The organism is Flavobacterium inviolabile (assembly GCF_013389455.1).
Lineage (GTDB): Bacteria > Bacteroidota > Bacteroidia > Flavobacteriales > Flavobacteriaceae > Flavobacterium > Flavobacterium inviolabile.
This window is the reverse complement of record NZ_CP058278.1, coordinates 696,247-714,585: the sequence shown is the minus strand read 5'-3', so window position 1 is coordinate 714,585 and position 18,339 is coordinate 696,247. Positions and strand designations below refer to the sequence as shown.

Here is an 18,339-nt window from a genome sequence, read left to right as displayed (position 1 = left end):
ATTCAAGCTAACTAACTAAAAAGCTTAAAATCTATAACTAACTCCGGTGTACAAACCAAAAAGATAGGGTTTGAAATTTCCGGCGTCACTACTGAACATGTTCAGTTGATATTTAAAGGTAGGTTCAAAATTGGCTTCAAAAGATTTCAGGAAGCGGTATTTAACACCTACACCTATGTTGCTGCTAAGATGTACATCATTTAAATTGTTTGCCTCTCCAATAGTCGTGTTTAACTCAGAAGACACCAGATCAATTTTATTCTGATTTAAAAATAGGGTACTGAAACCACCGATTAATTCGATACCGAATCGATTGTCGATCAGTTTGTATGATAATTCCATCGGAACTTCGATATAACCCATTTTCTGATTTAACGTTCCGGAATTCATTTTTTCTACAATTCCGCTGTTTGGATCTGTTGTCAGACCACCGTTTTTATTTTGTATCTGGATATTAGCGCCGCTGTTATTGCGGGATACATTTTGTAATCCGTTTGCATTAGCGCTTTCATAATACACAATATTATTCGTGTTGTATTCAAATGCCAGGCGGTTAATACCGGTGCGCAAGGTCAGTTTGTCGTTCAGTTCATAACGAAGTCCAAGACCGTAACTCATGGTGTTTTCATAATCTTTGGTATTCGATGCAAACTGGTTGTCTATAGGAGAACCGTTTGATGTGGAACGAAAGAATATTGGTGTAACCGTAGAGCTGATTGCCCATTTGGATTTTTTAACTTCTTTTTCTTTAATTTTTTTAGTCTCAGCCAGCAATTTCTCCTTTTGAACCTTGTCTAAAACATTTTCGGTTTCAGCAGCGATTTCTGTCTGGGTACTATCCTTTTCAGGGATAATGATATAGTTTGCAATATTGTTTTTCTTATGAAAATTAAAAGGTCTTGTTTTGCCGGAATTTTTAGAACTGCCGTCGTTGTCATTCTCTTTATCGGTCAGACGCTTGTCAAAATCCGTTGCATAAAAGCCATTCTTGTTGTTTCCTGCAATATAATTCCCGGATTGTTTTTTAGTGCGGTTTTTTCGGTTGGCAATAACGCGGTTACTGCTTCCTTTTTTCGCAGAATAATTATTGTTCTCTGTATGGGAACGGTTTACGATTGTATTCGTATTGTTTTTATTTACAATGCTGTTTTTTGCAGCATTTTCTTCAACTAAAGCCTCTTCTGCTGTTGTGTTGATTTGATGATCGCGGTCAATCAGGCTGTTTTGTTTATTTCCGGTTTCGGAACCGTTAGCATTCTTATTGCTTTCGTCCGAATTAACCACGGGGCTGTTTTGCGGCTTGCCGGGATTAGACAGGAAATAGGTTGCCGTTAAAAAACCTAAAAGGAAAACAGCAGCAATTCCGGAAAGTCTCAGCCAGAAAGGAGCAATAAACTTTCGTTTTTTCTTTTCCCCGTCCAGTTCGGCCTGAATATTTCCCCACATGTTTTTAGGAGGAACTGCTTCAAAGTCCTTAAACTTTTCCTGGAAAAGGCGATCTATGTTTTTTCTTTCACTCATTGTGTTGAGGATACTTTTCTGTTGTGTTGTTGTATTTCAATTTTTTCTTTTAAAATCATTCGGGCTCTTGCCAGATTTGATTTTGATGTTCCTATTGTAATGTTCAGCATTTCGGCGATTTCCTTATGCGAATAATCATCCATTACATACAGGTTGAACACCAGTCGGTACCGATCCGGTAATTCCTGGATAATGCTGATGAGATAATCGAGGGATACATCTTCATCGTCAAAATCCACCGTTGGATTGTTATCAATAATATTGTCATTCACTAATTCATAAACACCCTGATTGCGGTATTTCTGAAGAATATTATTAATCATCAATCGTTTCGCCCAACCTTCAAAAGAACCTCTAAATTGATATTGTTCAATTTTTTTAAACAGTAAAATAAAACCATCCTGTAAGTTGTCTTCTGCTTCGGCATAATTACGAGAATACTTCAAACAGACGGCAAAAAGCTTTGGAGATAATAGCTTGTAGAGCTGCTCCTGTGCTTTGCGGTCGTTGTTTTTACAATCGTATATGATTTGCTCGACACTCAAACGAATTATTTTTTATTCTTGTACATCTATCTCCCGGACTAAAAATTGATCTTCACCCTGGGCATTTTTTCCTTGCCAAAATCGTAAAACATGCGCTCCGGAAGTTTTGATAAATAATGGATAACTAACTTCAAACGGATTCTCATTTACAGCTTCGCAATTACTAAGGTGCTGGTATAGGGCATCTATCGCCATAGTAATTGTGTTGCCGTTTTTTTCATAATAAATACCATTAAATGAATGGCAGTTAGTAGGTCGTTTATATTTTAGATATATTACTGTTTGCACACCTGCTTTAAACGTGTCCGGTAACTGTACATCCTGTATAGGCAATAACTCAAAAGAGGTGTTTTCTATATCAGAATCGGAAGAACACGCATTCAAAAATGTAATAAAAAAAAACAGGGCAAATATTTTTTTCATTTCAGATTACTTTCAGTCGTTTTATAGTTAGATATACGAAAATAAAAAAGGTTGCGTCATAAAATAAAAAAACCCGAAAATTTTCGGGTTTTTTTATTTTATGATTCTTTTTGTTTGATCAGTTCTTTAATTTTTGCCTCTAATTCATCCATTAATTCCGGATTGTCTTTAATTAATGATTTAACGGCATCACGTCCCTGTCCTAATTTGGTATCGCCATAGCTAAACCAGGAACCGCTTTTTTTGATGATTTCAAAGTCTACGGCTAAATCCAGGATTTCACCCACTTTGGAAACACCTTCACCATACATAATGTCAAACTCGGCAGTACGGAAAGGCGGTGCTACTTTATTTTTAACAACCTTCACTTTTGTTCTGTTTCCGATAACGTTCTCACCGTCTTTAATCTGTGACGATTTACGGATGTCCAGACGAACGGAAGCATAGAACTTCAGAGCGTTACCACCGGTAGTTGTTTCCGGGTTACCAAACATAACCCCAATTTTTTCACGCAGCTGGTTGATGAAGAAAACGGTACAGTTGGTTTTGCTGATTGTAGCTGTTAATTTACGCAAAGCCTGTGACATTAAACGGGCATGTAATCCCATTTTAGAATCACCCATTTCTCCTTCAATCTCGCTTTTCGGCGTTAAAGCAGCAACAGAGTCAATAACTACAATATCAATAGCTCCGGAACGGATAAGGTTTTCGGCAATTTCCAAAGCCTGTTCCCCGTTATCCGGTTGTGAAATAATAAGATTGTCAATATCAATACCCAGTTTTTGAGCATAAAAACGATCAAAAGCATGCTCCGCATCAATAAAAGCAGCGATTCCGCCCGCTTTTTGAGCTTCTGCAATTGCATGCAGGGTTAAAGTGGTCTTACCAGACGATTCCGGTCCGTAAATTTCTATGATTCTGCCACGAGGATATCCGTTTACACCCAAAGCCAAGTCAACACCTAAAGATCCGGAAGGAATGGCTTCCACTTCTTCTACTGCGCTGTCTCCAAGTTTCATTACGGTTCCTTTTCCGTAGGTTTTATCTAATTTGTCCAGCGTTAATTGTAACGCCTTTAATTTCGCTTCTTTGTCTGCACTCATCTTTCTTTGTCTTAAAATTTGGCTCTTATTTTCTGTAAAAATAGCGCTTTTTTTTAAGTTTCAAATAACATCTTATCAACACTTGGAAATACTAATGGCAACACGGTGTTTTTCCTAATAAAACCGTGATACTGAAAACAAAACAGCATAAAAATATTGCAGCAGCCTGTTTTTGAATAGCAAATGATTTTTTATATCTTTGCACCCGAATTCTTCCATTTAGAGTTCCTAACATATTGCTCACTTAAACGTTTATAGCATGCAACTGTATAACACCTTAAGCGCAGAAGAAAGAGCCCAGCTGATTGATGAAGCGGGCAAGCAAAGACTTACTTTGTCTTTCTATGCGTATGCCAACATTGAAGATCCCAAAAAATTCAGAGACGATTTATTCTTAGCGTGGAACCCGTTAGAGGTTTTAGGCCGTATTTATGTAGCCCACGAAGGAATCAACGCACAATTGTCTGTTCCGGCAGATTTTTTCTACGCATTTAAAGACACTATCGAAGCCTATGACTTTATGAAAGGCATTCGTTTGAATGTTGCCGTAGAACACGATGATCACTCCTTTTTGAAGCTGACCGTTAAAGTGCGTCATAAAATTGTAGCCGATGGTTTGGACGATAATACCTTTGATGTTACCAATAAGGGAATTCACTTAAAAGCAAAAGAGTTTAATGATTTACTGGAAGATCCGAATACCATCGTGGTAGATTTCAGAAATCACTATGAAAGTGAAATCGGGCATTTTAAAGGAGCCGTTACACCCGATGTGGATACGTTTAGAGAATCACTACCTGTTATAGAGGAGCAGCTGTCGCAATATAAAGAAGAAAAAAACCTGTTGATGTATTGTACCGGAGGCATCCGTTGCGAAAAAGCAAGTGCCTTTTTCCGTCACAAAGGATTTAAAAACGTGTACCAGCTGGAAGGCGGGATTATCGAATATACCCGTCAGGTAAAAGCCGAAGGACTGGAAAGCAAATTCATTGGTAAAAACTTTGTTTTTGACCACCGTTTGGGAGAAAGAATCACCGACGATATCGTTTCACAATGTCACCAATGCGGTAAGCCTTGTGATAATCATACAAATTGCGCGAACGAAGGCTGTCATTTATTGTTTATTCAATGTGACGAATGTAAAAACGCAATGGAAAACTGCTGTTCTTCCGAATGTCAGGAAATTATACACATGACTTTAGCGGAGCAGGTAAAATTGCGTCGCGGGGTTAAAAACGGCAACAAAATATTTAAAAAAGGAAAATCGGAAGCACTGAAATTTAAAAATTCAGGACTTTTATCCGATCAGCCGTTAGCGGTTGCCGAAAAACCAAAAACCATCCGGCAACGAATAGCGGTTAAAAAAGTACTTATCGGTAAAGGAGAACATTATTATCCGAAAGCACAGGTAGGGCAGTTTCTGCTTGAAAACGATGTACTGAAAGTAGGGGATAAGATCATTATTTCCGGACCAACAACCGGAGAACAAAAGATCACCGTAACCGAAATGATGGTAAACGGAACAGTGTCCGATACGGCAGCAAAAGGAGATAAAGTAACGTTTAACCTGCCGTTCCGAATCCGCTTGTCTGATAAGTTGTTTAAAATCATAAACTAAGTAGTATGACAACATCTGGAAAGATTGAACTCATGGCTCCCGCCGGGAACTTTGAGTCGCTTCAGGCTGCTTTGGATAATGGTGCTGATTCGGTTTATTTCGGTGTAGAGCAATTGAACATGAGAGCCCGGGCTTCCATTAACTTTACAATGGACGACCTGCCTGAAATAGCAAAACGCTGTGAAGAAAAAAAAGTAAGAACCTATCTTACCCTGAATACAATTATTTACGACCATGACCTGTCGGTTATGAAAACCTTGCTAACCAAAGCAAAAGCGGCCAATATAACCGCGGTAATTGCCTCCGATCAGGCCGTGATTGCTTCCGCCAGAGCATTGGGAATAGAAGTGCACATCTCGACACAATTAAATGTGACCAATATTGAAACGGTAAAATTTTACAGCCTTTTTGCCGATACAATGGTTTTGTCAAGAGAACTGAGCCTGCGTCAGGTTAAAAAAATTACCGATCAAATCGTAAAAGAAGAGATAAAAGGACCTTCCGGGAATCTTGTTGAAATCGAGATATTCGGGCATGGTGCTTTGTGTATGGCAGTGTCCGGGAAATGCTACCTGAGCCTGCATTCGCACAACTCCTCGGCAAACAGAGGTGCCTGTAAGCAAAACTGCCGGAAAAAATATACGGTTATCGACCAGGAATCGGGATTTGAAATTGAAATCGATAACGAATACATGATGTCTCCAAAAGATTTGTGTACGATTGATTTTCTGGATCAGGTAATTGATTCCGGAATTCAGGTATTGAAAATTGAAGGAAGAGGCAGAGCGCCCGAATATGTGGCAACGGTAATCAAAACGTACCGCGAAGCGATAGATGCTTATTACGACCAGTCGTATTCGAAAGAAAAGGTTTCGGAATGGATGGAGGCGCTGAATACCGTTTACAACAGAGGCTTCTGGTCCGGCTATTATTTAGGACAAAAATTAGGAGAATGGAGTGATAACCCGGGATCCAATGCCACACAGAAAAAAGTATATATCGGTAAAGGAACGCGTTTTTATCAGAAAGCTGGCATCGGAGAATTCAAAATAGAAGCATACGATATTAAAAAAGGAGATACGATATTGATAACGGGACCAACAACAGGAGCGCAGGAAATGACCATTGAAGAAATGTTTGTCAATGAAGCTGCTTCCGAAAAAGCCACCCGCGGCGATAATTGCACGATTAAATTGCCATTCCGCATCCGTTTATCAGACAAACTGTATAAAATTGTTGAAGCATAATGGTTATTGTAACCTTACAGCGAAATAAATGCATCGGTTGTAATTACTGTGTGGAAATGGCTCCGGCACAATTTCAGATGTCTAAAAAAGACGGGAAAACCGTGCTGTTAAAGGCGGTCGACTCCAAAGGGTTCCATACCTTAAAATCGACGGACCATACCATAGCCGAGCATTGTGAACTGGCAGCAAAAGCCTGTCCGGTAAATATAATTTCGATAAAAGAAATCTGATTATACCGATTTAACATACTTAAAAAAAGCCTGTTGCGTTGTAATAAATGTAACAGGCTTTTAAATTTTTCACAATTTAAAAGTCAGGCACTTTTGACATTGTGAGATTGATTCTAAAAAATAGTATCTTTACACACAAAACATTTTACGAACAAGTAGTGACTGGGTCACGATCTATATATATTCAAACATATGGCATGTACAAACTGTTCCACCGGGAGTAAAGACGGAACTCCTAGGGGATGTAAAAATAATGGGACCTGCGGTACGGACAGTTGTAATAAACTGACTGTTTTTGACTGGCTGTCCAACATGAGCCTACCCGGAGGGCAGGAACCGTTCAACTGTGTTGAGGTTCGATTTAAAAACGGGAGAAAAGAATTTTACCGAAATGCGGAAAAACTAACGTTAAGCATTGGCGATATCGTCGCTACAGACGCTTCACCGGGACACGATGTCGGAATTGTAACCCTAACCGGGGAACTGGTTAAGATACAAATGAAGAAAAAAGGAGTTAATCCGGATGGCGAAGTAGGTAAAATTTATAGAAAAGCAACACAAAAAGATATTGATATCTGGATCGAGGCCCGGGATAAGGAAGAACCGATGAAGGTTCGTGCCCGTGAAATTGCTATTGAACTGAAACTGGAAATGAAAATTTCCGATATTGAATTTCAGGGAGACGGCTCGAAAGCGACCTTTTATTATACGGCAAATGACCGTGTTGACTTCAGGCAGCTGATCAAAGACTTTGCAAAAGAATTCAGTACCCGTATTGAAATGAAACAGGTTGGTTTCCGCCAGGAAGCAGCGCGTTTGGGCGGTGTGGGATCCTGCGGAAGGGAATTGTGCTGTTCTACCTGGTTAACCGATTTCAGAAGTGTAAATACTTCGGCAGCGCGTTACCAGCAGTTGTCACTGAATCCGCAGAAACTGGCAGGACAGTGCGGAAAACTGAAATGCTGTCTGAACTATGAACTGGATACCTATCTGGACGCCTTAAAAGACTTTCCGGAAATGGAAACCAGGCTTTATGCCGATAAAGGAGAAGCCATCTGCCAGAAACTGGATATCTTCAAAGGACTGATGTGGTTTGCTTATACGAATGATTTCGCGCATTGGCATGTTTTAAAAATAGAACAGGTAAAAGAAATTATAGCGATAAACAAACAAAAGAAAAAGGTGGCGGCAATTGAAGATTTTGCCATCGAAATCGCTCAGGAAGAAGTAGAGAAAAACTTCCAGAATGTGGTAGGACAAGACAGCTTAACCCGTTTTGACCAGCCTAAGAAAAAGAAAAGACCAGCTAAAAAACGTAAACCAAATAATTCTTCGAACGATAAAAATGCTCCAAAAAAATAATTTTTTAATTATAGGAATAGCACTTTCATTAGTACTTTTTTCTTGTGATAAGAAAAGGGTTTTTGATGAATATCAGGAAATAGACGGTTCATGGCATAAGAACCAGAAAGTGACTTTTTCTTTTGAACAGAACGATACCATTACGGATTATAGTATGTTTGTTAACATAAGAAATAACAACAGTTATCCGTTTAATAACTTATTCCTGATTGTGTCCATGTTGCAGCCCGATGGCGTTACTAAAGTGGATACCCTGGAATACCTGATGGCAAAAGAAGACGGATCCCTTTTGGGCGACGGATTTTCGGATGTAAAGGAAAGCAAACTCTGGTATAAGGAAAAAGCGAAATTTCCTAAAATCGGGAAATACACCATTGATATCCAACAGGCTGTCCGCGAAACGGGGAAAGTTAGCGGTATGGAGCAATTAGGCGGTATTTCGGAAGTTGGATTTAGAATTGAAAAAGCAGAATAAGTACTATAAAAATGGCACAAAACAATAAAAATCAAAAAGAAGACTTTTCACCTTATGTAAAGAAGTTCTGGAAATTCTTTTTATATGCATTCGGAGGGATTATCCTATTTTTCCTTTTTGCTTCCTGGGGTTTATTCGGGGCAATGCCGTCATTTGACGAGCTGGAAAATCCAAACTCCAATGTGGCAACAGAAATTATTTCATCTGATGGGGAAACCATTGGTAAATTTTACCTTGAAAACAGAACACCTATCAAATATGCCGATTTACCGGACCATTTGGTAAAAGCTTTAATTGCAACGGAAGACGAACGTTTTTACGAACATTCCGGAATTGATTCCAGAGGAACGCTTCGTGCCGTTTTAAGTCTGGGTAGTAACGGTGGAGCGAGTACGCTTACCCAACAGCTGGCAAAATTATTATTCCACGGAGAAGGATCGAAATTCCTTCCTTTCCGTATTGTTCAGAAAGCCAAAGAGTGGATCATTGCCACCAAACTGGAACGCCAGTATACCAAACAGGAAATCATTGCGATGTACCTGAACAAGGCCGATTTCGTAAATACGGCAGTAGGAATACGTTCGGCAGCAAAAGTATATTTTGGAAAAGAACCGAAAGACCTTACTGTTGATGAAGCAGCAATGTTTGTAGGAATGCTTAAAAATCCATCGCTTTTTAATCCGATCAAACGATTGGAAAAAGTGACGAACAGAAGAAATGTGGTGTTGAGCCAGATGGAAAAAAATGACTTCCTGACAAAAGAGAAAAAGGAATTCTACCAAAAACAACCAATCGTGTTGAAATTTACACCGGAAAGCCATGTGGAAGGAACGGCAACTTATTTTAGAGAGTACCTTCGTGATTTCATGAAAAAATGGGTAAAAGAAAATCCTAAAAAAGACGGTGGCGGAGAATATGATATTTACCGTGACGGATTAAAAATATATACAACTATCGATTCCCGTATGCAGGTATATGCAGAAGAAGCGGTAGACGAGCACTTGGCAAACTTACAGGAGGAATTCTTTATTCAGCAAAAGAAAAATGAAAATGCTCCTTTTGTCAATATTACACCGGTAGAAACAGAAAAAATCATTGAACGTTCAATGAAAAACTCGGAACGCTGGAGAATAATGACCGATAAAGGGATAGCCGAAAATCAGATTAAGAAATCCTTCGATATCAAAACGAAAATGTCTGTTTTTACCTGGAAAGGAGAAAAAGATACGATCATGACGCCAAGAGATTCCATTATCTATTACAAACACTTTTTACAAACAGGTGTTATGGCTATGGAACCGCAAACAGGTTATGTTAAAGCCTGGGTTGGCGGAATCAACTACAAACATTTCCAGTACGATCACGTAGCTCAGGGTGCAAGACAGGTAGGTTCGACATTCAAACCGTTTGTTTATGCCACGGCAATCGAACAGTTAAAAATGTCGCCTTGTGATTCTATTTACGATTCACCGTTTACAATGCCAAAAGGAAGATATGGTATTGATGCCGACTGGACACCAAAAAACTCCAGTGGTAACTACAGAGGTCTGGTAACTTTAAAGTCGGCTTTAGCGAATTCCATCAATACGGTTTCGGCGAAACTGATGGATAAAGTAGGACCGCATGCCGTGGTGGATCTGACCAAGAAACTGGGGGTAAGCTCTAATATTCCGGAAAGACCGGCCATCGCATTAGGAGCTGTTGAAATCACGGTTAGTGATATGGTGGCAGCCTACAGTACGTTTGCCAACCAGGGAGTGTATATGAAACCGCAGGTAATTACCAAAATTGAAGATAAAAACGGTGTGGTGCTTTACGAATCCATCCCGGAATCGAAAGATGTATTGAGTAAAGACGTTGCCTATACCATTATAAAATTACTGGAAGGGGTTACAGAATCCGGATCGGGAGCGCGTTTGCGTTATGGTTCCGGCGGACCTACTTACAAGCGTGTTACAGGACTTCCGTATGCCTTTAATAACCCTATAGCCGGTAAAACCGGAACCAGTCAGAACAATAGTGACGGATGGTTTATTGGTATGGTACCCAATTTAGCGATGGGTGTCTGGGTAGGAAACGAAGACCGTTCGGCACATTTTAAAAGTACACAGATGGGACAGGGGGCAACAATGGCCTTACCGATCTGGGGATTATTCATGAAAAAATGTTATGCAGATGATAAGCTTAACGTTTCCCAGAAACCTTTTGAACGACCGGCAAATCTCTCTATTAAAGTAGATTGCTGGACACCGAAAAAAGTAGTAGACAGCACCGCTGTGGAAGAACCAACAACCGAAGAATTTGATTTCTAAATACAAAACGCCTTTTTATAAAGGCGTTTTTTTTATATTTTTACAAAAATAAACAACCATAATATGATTAATAAAAGAGTAAGTAATGTGAAGGAAGCATTACACGATATAAAAGACGGACAGACTATTATGCTGGGCGGTTTCGGACTTTGCGGTATTCCTGAAAACAGTATCGCAGCGCTTGTAAAAATGGATGTGAAAGAACTTACCTGTATTTCCAACAATGCAGGAGTAGACGATTTTGGTCTGGGATTATTATTGCAAAAGCGCCAGATTAAAAAAATGATCTCTTCTTATGTAGGTGAAAATGCAGAATTCGAACGCCAGATGCTGAGCGGAGAATTGGAAGTAGAATTAACACCACAGGGAACATTAGCCGAAAAATGCCGTGCAGCACAGGCTGGAATACCGGCTTTCTTTACTCCGGCAGGTTATGGTACAGAAGTGGCAGAAGGAAAAGAAGTGCGTGAATTTAACGGAAAAATGCACATCATGGAAGAAGCCTACAAAGCAGATTTCGCGATTGTAAAAGCCTGGAAAGGTGACGAAGCCGGAAATTTGATTTTCAAAGGAACAGCAAGAAATTTTAATTCTTGTATGGCCGGAGCAGCAAAAATTACTATTGCTGAGGTGGAAGAACTGGTTCCGGCAGGTACTTTAGATCCGAATCAGATTCATATTCCCGGAATATTCGTAAAAAGAATTTTCCAGGGTGAACACTATGAAAAGAGAATTGAACAACGTACGGTAAGACAAAGAAATTAATCATGGCATTAGATAAAATAGGAATTGCAAAAAGAATTGCGCAGGAACTAAGAGACAGATATTTTGTGAATTTGGGAATTGGAATACCCACATTGGTAGCCAACTATATTCCGCAGGGAATCAGCGTGGAATTCCAGAGTGAGAACGGTGTATTGGGAATGGGACCGTTCCCTTTTGAAGGAGAAGAGGATGCGGATATTATCAATGCCGGAAAACAAACAATCACTACTTTGCCGGGTGCTTCCTTTTTTGATTCGGCTACCAGTTTTGGAATGATCAGAGGACAGCATGTTGATCTGACGATTTTAGGCGCTATGGAAGTTTCTGAAAACGGCGATATTGCCAACTGGAAAATTCCCGGGAAAATGGTAAAAGGAATGGGAGGCGCTATGGATTTGGTGGCTTCTGCAGAAAATATCATTGTTGCGATGATGCACGTAAACAAAGCGGGCGAATCGAAAATATTAAAACAATGCACGCTGCCGTTAACCGGTGTGGGCTGCGTTAAAAAAGTAGTAACGGAACTGGCGGTTATGGAAATTACGCCAAACGGATTTAAACTTCTGGAAAGAGCGCCGGGTGTTACTGTTGAAGAAATTGTAAAAGCAACGGAAGCCAATCTGATTATTGAAGGAGACATTCCGGAAATGAAGATTGACTAAACAGATGATAAATAAAAAAAGCAGCTCCCTCGAGCTGCTTTTTTTATTTAACTCCCTTTCGGGATTGCTGTAATAAGCTTTTTGGTATAGTCTTTTTGCGGATCTGCATATAAAATATCGGCATCAGCCATTTCTTCGATTTTTCCTTTGTTCATCACCAAAACCTGGTCGGACATATATTTAACAACTGCCAGATCGTGGGAAATAAAAATATAGGTAAAGCCAAAATTCTCTTTTAACTCGTTCAGTAAATTCAATACCTGTGCCTGTACCGAAATATCAAGTGCCGAAACCGATTCGTCACAAACGATTATTTTGGGTTGCAGTGCAATGGTACGCGCGATTCCGATACGCTGCCGTTGTCCGCCGGAAAATTCATGCGGGTAGCGGTTAAAATATTCTTCTCCCAGGCCAACCCGTTCCAGTATTTCGATTGTTTTTTGTTTGCGTTCGGTATCATTTTCATACAAACCGTGTACCTGCATCGGTTCCATGATGGCTTTTCCAACCGGAATTCTCGGATTCAGGGAAGAATACGGATCCTGAAAAATAATCTGTATCTCTTTTCGAAGGGAGCGGATTTCGGAAGTGGTCAGGTTGGTAATATCTTTTCCTTTGTATAGAATACGTCCGGCTGTTGCTTTGTCCAGCTGTAATATCGTATTTCCCAAAGTCGATTTTCCACAGCCGCTTTCTCCTACCAGTCCGAGCGTTTCGCCTTCATATATGGCAAAACTGACATTGTTGACCGCTTTAAACGCGGTTTTTTTGCCAAATAAACCGGCCGTTGAAAAGTACTCTTTTTCAACGTTTTGCACTTCTAATAATGGCGTTTGTGCGTATAGTTTTTTATGATTTTCGGCTCGCTCTTCCGGAGTAATGATCGTATTGTCAATGGTGTTATCCAGGAAATTCTGAATTGTTGGCAAACGTTTTACGCGGACTTCCAGTGACGGACGGGAAGCGATTAATGCCCCGGTATAATTGTGCTGCGGATTTTTAAAAATCTGATGGGCGGCGCCCTGTTCTACAATTTCGCCTTTGTACATCACCAAAACGCGGTTGGCAATTTCGGAAACCAAAGACAAATCATGGGAAATGAACAAAATGCTCATTTTGGTTTGCTGCTGTAATTCTTTCAGCAATAGAATAATTTCCTTCTGAACGGTAACATCCAGAGCGGTCGTGGGTTCATCGGCAATTAAAATCTTGGGTTTACAGGCAATAGCCATGGCTATCATGACCCGTTGTTTCTGTCCGCCCGAAATCTGATGCGGGTATTTGTCAAAAATAACTTCCGGATCGGGAAGTTTTACTTTTTCAAAAAGGGCAATGACTTCCTGTTTGATCTCTTTTTTCGAAAGTGAAGTGTGCTGCTGTAATATTTCGGCAACCTGATAACCACACTTTAAAGAAGGATTTAACGAACTCATCGGTTCCTGGAAAATCATGGCAACATCATTTCCCCTGAATTTTTGCAGTTCTTTTGGTGTCAGGTCGGCAATATTTTTCCCTTCAAAAAGGATTGCGCCTTCCGAAATTTTCGAAATCGCTTTCGGAAGCAGGCCCATAATAGCCAGAGAGGTCACCGATTTACCAGATCCGGATTCGCCTACAATTCCCAGGATCTCATTTTCATGCAGCTGAAAGGAACTGTTTTTAACGATAGGTGTCCAGTTTCCTTCTTTTTTGAAAGCAACTGTTACATGGTCTATTTGTAAAAGTGGGGTTTTCATTACTGCAAATGTAATTAAACGAAGATGATTTCTTCTTCAATTAGTAAATCTTCCCTTCGCAGGCGCAATAAAATCTGGGCTACGGCGATAACGTCTTTTTCGCAATACCGGATGATGCGGTCAATATCTTTTTCAACATAAAAAACATGGGCGACCTCACTTCCGTCAATATCGTCTTTAGGAGAGGGAATACCCAGTATGTTTGCCAGTAATTTTAAGGAAGTATAATGTTTGAAATCCCCGAATTTCCATAATTCCATAGTGTCCAGATGCGGAATTTCCCATGGCTTTTTGCCAAACAAATTCAGTTTTTGGGGAATGCTAAGCCCGTTGATAATCATTCGCCGGGCAATAAACGGAAAGTCAAACTCTTTGGCATTATGACCGCACAGGATGTGCTGCGGTTTGTTAAAATGGTTACTGAGCAGATTGCTGAAATCTTTCAGGATGGTTATTTCGTCTCCGAAAAAAGAGGTCACGCGAAAATGGCGTATGTCGCCCCGGAAAGTAAAATAACCGACAGAGATACAGATAATCTTTCCAAATTCGGCCCAGATACCGGCTCTGTCATAAAATTCTTCCGGCGTAAAGTCGTCTTTGCGCTGGTATTGTGTTTTGGAACTGAACAGTTCCTGTTTGGTTTCGTCTAAGGCTTTGAAATTTTCTGCTTCCGGTACGGTTTCGATGTCCAGAAAAAGAATATTTTCGAAATGGATTTTTTCTAACATGGCTTGTATGGGGTAAATCGTTTTATTTTCTTTTTTCAAGCATTTTATAGGCTTCTCCTACATACACATAGAAATCATTACTATGCGGATCCGTTTCGGTCTGTAATCCTTTTAAATGCCCTAAACGGACAATGATCAGGTTGTCTTCCGGAGCGACAATTACAAACTGGCCTAAGTGACCGCGCATATAATACATTTTTTTTCCAAGATAGGTATGCAGCCACCATCCGTAACCATATTCCGGAGCATCGGCAAAACGCGGTGTAATGGATTTCGCGACAAAGGTACTGTCCAGTATTTGTTTTCCGTTCCATTTTCCGTGTTGTTTGTACAGTTTCCCGAAACGGGCAAAATCACGGGCATTGCTGGCAATACAGCAGAAGGCTTTTTCAATACCGTCCGGTTCGTGATCCAGTTGCCATAAGGCATCGTTTTCGGCACCCATCGGCTGCCAGAAATTTTTGGAAACATAATCGGAAAGGTATTCGCCGGTTGCTTTTTCAATAACCATGGCCAGTAATTCGGTAGCACCGCTCAGATATACGAATTTTTTCCCCGGCTGTTCCGTTACTTTCAGTCCCAGGATTACTTTTTTCAAATCGCTGTCGAAATAGGCACGGGTCACAATCGAGAAAGGGCTGTAATAATGTTCGTCCCAGTTTAAGCCGGAGGCCATGGACGACAAATCGCCAACGGTGACGTCTTTGGCATATTTACCCTGCATTTCCGGAAAGAAATCGGATACTTTCTGGTCAAGGCTTTTTATTTTTCCATCCATAATGGCTTTTCCCAGGCTGGCCGAAACGATACTTTTAGCCATCGAAAAGGAATTGGATTTAGAATCTTTTCCGTAGCCGTCGAAATAGCTTTCATGCCAGATACTGTCGTTTTTAATGATCAGGTAGGCTACCGTTTGCAGTTCCTTGTGTGTTTTGGCAAGTTCCGGAGTGGCCGGGACAGCATTATAGTCTTTGGCAATAGCCCAGGGCTGTGCGGTTCCTTTTTTTATTTCTCTGTTTGGAAAATCTTTATAATCCTCTAAAAAGGCAGTGGTATATCCTTTAAAATAAATGGTTCTGACGGCGCGTAATAAATAATCAACATCAAAAATATACATGATGATAATAATACTTGCCAGAACGACAGTAAACCAGATCAGGAATTTTTTAAGGAATTTCATAAGTACAGCATTAACGACGTGTCTTACGAATTTAAGGAAATTATTGATAGTTTTTGAAATTCGGCCGGGATATTAAAAAAGAGTTTGCTGCTTGATGGGATTTTCATGATCCAGCAGCCATTTTTTGCGCCACAAACCGCCGGCATAACCGGTCAAGGAACCGTCGGAGCCGATAACCCGGTGACAGGGAACGACTATCCACAACGGATTTTTTCCGTTAGCCGCCGCCACGGCACGGATGGCTTTTACATCGCCCAATATTTTGGACAGTTCCAGATAGGACATTGTTTTTCCGAACGGAATGTCCAGCAGCGCTTTCCATACTTTCTGCTGAAATTCGGTACCAGCCGGATTTAGCTTAAACGTAAATTCCGTTCTTTTTCCCTCGAAATATTCTTCCAGTTGTACTGCAGCTTCCCGAAGGTGTACCGGATATTGGTCTGGTGCTGAAATATTTCCGTCATTGCCGGCGGTTATTGCCGAAATGCCGTTTTCATCACCGTCAATTTTTGTGATTCCAAGGGGTGTTTTTATAAAAATAGTGTCCATCGGATAAAGATACTTTTTTGATTTGTTTCCTGCAATTCAAAATGTTAGCTAAAAAAAAGCCATCGAAAGATGGCTTTTTTAAATTTTATTTGGAATGGCTTAATATATAAGCTTCTAAAGCTTTTAATTCTTCTTCCGGCAGGTTTTTGGTAATGGCAAAATTTGCTTTCATTAACTGGTATTGTGTAGGGTCTACAATCGGATCACCTTTTTCTTTCAGGAATTCGACTATGCTGGCACCTTCTTCTTTGTATATCCGGGCAATTTCTTTAATGCTTGGCCCGATTATTTTCTGATCCGGTTTGTGGCAGGAATAACACATGCCTTTACCGTCAAAGATTTCCTGGCCTAATTCCAGTTGTAACTGGGCTTCCGTTTTTTTAGTTTCGGGATATAGGGAAGGTTTTTTTTCTTCTTTTTTATTGCAGGAAGCAAGCAGTGCAATACTGCTGATGATCAATACTACTTTTTTCATACGGTTACTGCATTAGTTTTGCCGCTTCTTTTGCAAAATAGGTGGAGATAATACTGGCTCCGGCTCTTTTAATACAATACAGTTGTTCCATCATGATCTTATCGTGGTCTAACCAGCCTTTTTCTGCAGCGGCTTTAACCATGGCATATTCTCCGGAAACCTGATATACTGCTACGGGAACGTGTACGGTGTCTTTTATTTCCCTAACGATATCCAGATAGGCAATACCCGGTTTTACCATGACAATATCTGCTCCTTCTTCTACATCGTCCAAGGCTTCTTTTATGGCTTCAATACGGTTGGCATAATCCATCTGGTAGGTTTTCTTATCGCCAAATCCCGGAGCACTGTCTAAGGCATCGCGGAAAGGTCCGTAAAAAGAGGAGGCATATTTAGCACTGTAGCTCATGATTCCGACATCGTGGAAACCGCTTTGTTCCAACGCTTTCCGGATAGCAAGGATTCTTCCGTCCATCATATCGCTGGGAGCAACAAAATCGGCTCCGGCTTCGGCATGGCTCACACTCATCCGGGTAAGGGCGTCTACCGTTGCGTCGTTGATGATTTGTCCGTTTTCAACGATTCCGTCATGTCCGTAAATAGAATACGGATCCAGAGCCACATCCGGCATTACAATCATTCCCGGTACAGCGTCTTTAATCGCTTTAATGGTTTGCTGCATCAGGCCGTCTTTGTTCCAGGCTTCTTTTCCGGTATTGTCCTTTAACGAATCGCTGACCTTTACATAGATATTGACGGCTTTGATTCCCAAATCCCATAATTCTTTTACTTCTTTTACCGTTTGATCTAACGAACGACGGTATATGCCCGGCATGGAAGGAATTTCGATTTTTATGTCTTTTCCTTCTGCAACAAACATTGGAAACATGAAATCATTTGGACTTAGCGAAGTTTCTCGAACTAATGAGCGAATGGCATCATTTGTTCTCAGCCGTCTATTTCTGTGTAATGGAAACATAATAACTTGTTTTTAGTGTGTTGCAAATTTAGGTATTTAAAATGTCTTGGTAACAGGGATTATTTTCATTAAAATAAGTTTAACATATAGCCAAAAAAAAGAGCCTCAACGGAGGCTCTTTTTCTTGTTATGGTCTTGTGGGGTGCGTGGTAGGACACAGTAAGGAAAATATTCCGCTTCTGTCCGGATCCGTTATATCGTTACCTCCTTTTATCTTAGAACAATCTTTTTTTGAAAGTTCAATGATTGCTGTTTTTTTGAACGAAAGTAAATTGTTTTTTGTAGTTTTCATAATGTGTGGGTTTTTGTGGGTTTTTATTGATTACCCAAAACTAGGTCTAAATGCCTGACAATCAAAGGGTAGTAAGCCGAAATTTATAAAAAAACACACCGTTTTTCGACTTTGTAATTTGTTATAAATCAATGCGT

19 protein-coding genes are annotated in these 18,339 nt (G+C 40.2%); 8 read left to right on the top strand and 11 right to left on the bottom strand.

Annotation, left to right across the window (positions count from 1 at the left end):
* Positions 1–24 precede the first annotated feature (24 nt).
* From HW120_RS03315 to recA, 4 genes are all read right to left on the bottom strand, one after another.
* A complete protein-coding gene (locus HW120_RS03315; protein ID WP_177730794.1) occupies positions 25–1,521 on the bottom strand; it encodes a hypothetical protein in 1,497 nt (498 codons plus the stop codon).
* Positions 1,518–2,066: an RNA polymerase sigma factor gene (locus HW120_RS03310; protein ID WP_177730792.1), complete on the bottom strand. Its 549-nt coding sequence runs from the start codon at positions 2,064–2,066 to the stop codon at positions 1,518–1,520. The genes HW120_RS03315 and HW120_RS03310 overlap by 4 nt, the downstream gene beginning before the upstream one ends.
* A gap of 12 nt (positions 2,067–2,078) precedes the next feature.
* Positions 2,079–2,489, bottom strand: coding sequence for a hypothetical protein (locus HW120_RS03305; protein WP_177730791.1), 411 nt, complete (start codon positions 2,487–2,489; stop codon positions 2,079–2,081).
* Between the two features lie 98 nt (positions 2,490–2,587).
* Positions 2,588–3,592, bottom strand: coding sequence for a recombinase RecA (gene recA, locus HW120_RS03300; RefSeq protein ID WP_177730789.1), 1,005 nt, complete (start codon positions 3,590–3,592; stop codon positions 2,588–2,590).
* Between the two features lie 259 nt (positions 3,593–3,851).
* On the opposite strand from recA, the gene trhO reads away from it, so the two are divergent.
* From trhO to HW120_RS03260, 8 genes are all read left to right on the top strand, one after another.
* On the top strand, positions 3,852–5,210 hold the full coding sequence (trhO, locus tag HW120_RS03295) for an oxygen-dependent tRNA uridine(34) hydroxylase TrhO (RefSeq protein WP_177730787.1): 1,359 nt from the start codon (positions 3,852–3,854) through the stop codon (positions 5,208–5,210).
* A gap of 5 nt (positions 5,211–5,215) precedes the next feature.
* Complete coding sequence (locus tag HW120_RS03290) at positions 5,216–6,457, top strand: peptidase U32 family protein (protein ID WP_177730785.1); 1,242 nt, start codon at positions 5,216–5,218, stop codon at positions 6,455–6,457.
* Positions 6,457–6,687: a ferredoxin gene (locus tag HW120_RS03285; protein WP_177730783.1), complete on the top strand. Its 231-nt coding sequence runs from the start codon at positions 6,457–6,459 to the stop codon at positions 6,685–6,687. Before HW120_RS03290 ends, HW120_RS03285 begins: the two co-directional genes overlap by 1 nt.
* Before the next feature lie 192 nt (positions 6,688–6,879).
* Entirely contained in the window at positions 6,880–8,049 is a 1,170-nt protein-coding gene (locus HW120_RS03280; protein ID WP_177730782.1) for a PSP1 domain-containing protein, read from the top strand.
* Positions 8,033–8,524, top strand: a complete 492-nt coding sequence (locus HW120_RS03275) for a gliding motility lipoprotein GldH (RefSeq protein WP_177730780.1) — start codon at positions 8,033–8,035, stop codon at positions 8,522–8,524. The genes HW120_RS03280 and HW120_RS03275 overlap by 17 nt, the downstream gene beginning before the upstream one ends.
* Positions 8,525–8,535: 11 nt before the next feature.
* The gene (locus HW120_RS03270; protein WP_177730778.1) at positions 8,536–10,836 is read left to right on the top strand and encodes a penicillin-binding protein 1A; all 2,301 of its coding nucleotides are present in this window, start codon (positions 8,536–8,538) and stop codon (positions 10,834–10,836) included.
* A gap of 63 nt (positions 10,837–10,899) precedes the next feature.
* Positions 10,900–11,601, top strand: coding sequence for a CoA transferase subunit A (locus HW120_RS03265; protein ID WP_177730776.1), 702 nt, complete (start codon positions 10,900–10,902; stop codon positions 11,599–11,601).
* Positions 11,602–11,603: 2 nt separating this feature from the next.
* Entirely contained in the window at positions 11,604–12,263 is a 660-nt protein-coding gene (locus tag HW120_RS03260; RefSeq protein ID WP_177730774.1) for a CoA transferase subunit B, read from the top strand.
* A gap of 47 nt (positions 12,264–12,310) precedes the next feature.
* Here HW120_RS03260 and HW120_RS03255 read toward each other — a convergent pair whose 3' ends face one another.
* From HW120_RS03255 to HW120_RS03225, 7 genes are all read right to left on the bottom strand, one after another.
* A complete protein-coding gene (locus tag HW120_RS03255) occupies positions 12,311–13,999 on the bottom strand; it encodes an ABC transporter ATP-binding protein (protein ID WP_177730772.1) in 1,689 nt (562 codons plus the stop codon).
* Between the two features lie 14 nt (positions 14,000–14,013).
* Positions 14,014–14,727 (bottom strand): 3'-5' exonuclease, encoded by a 714-nt coding sequence (locus HW120_RS03250; protein ID WP_177730770.1) that lies wholly within the window; start codon positions 14,725–14,727, stop codon positions 14,014–14,016.
* A gap of 22 nt (positions 14,728–14,749) precedes the next feature.
* Positions 14,750–15,907 carry a serine hydrolase domain-containing protein gene (locus HW120_RS03245; RefSeq protein ID WP_177730768.1) on the bottom strand — a complete coding sequence of 386 codons (1,158 nt, stop codon included), beginning with the start codon at positions 15,905–15,907 and terminating at the stop codon, positions 14,750–14,752.
* Between the two features lie 72 nt (positions 15,908–15,979).
* Positions 15,980–16,456 carry a methylated-DNA--[protein]-cysteine S-methyltransferase gene (locus tag HW120_RS03240; protein ID WP_177730766.1) on the bottom strand — a complete coding sequence of 159 codons (477 nt, stop codon included), beginning with the start codon at positions 16,454–16,456 and terminating at the stop codon, positions 15,980–15,982.
* 85 nt (positions 16,457–16,541) lie between these two features.
* Positions 16,542–16,931 carry a c-type cytochrome gene (locus HW120_RS03235; RefSeq protein WP_177730765.1) on the bottom strand — a complete coding sequence of 130 codons (390 nt, stop codon included), beginning with the start codon at positions 16,929–16,931 and terminating at the stop codon, positions 16,542–16,544.
* 4 nt (positions 16,932–16,935) lie between these two features.
* Complete coding sequence (gene hemB, locus HW120_RS03230) at positions 16,936–17,910, bottom strand: porphobilinogen synthase (RefSeq protein ID WP_177730763.1); 975 nt, start codon at positions 17,908–17,910, stop codon at positions 16,936–16,938.
* Between the two features lie 127 nt (positions 17,911–18,037).
* Complete coding sequence (locus HW120_RS03225; protein ID WP_177730761.1) at positions 18,038–18,202, bottom strand: hypothetical protein; 165 nt, start codon at positions 18,200–18,202, stop codon at positions 18,038–18,040.
* Positions 18,203–18,339 lie beyond the last annotated feature (137 nt).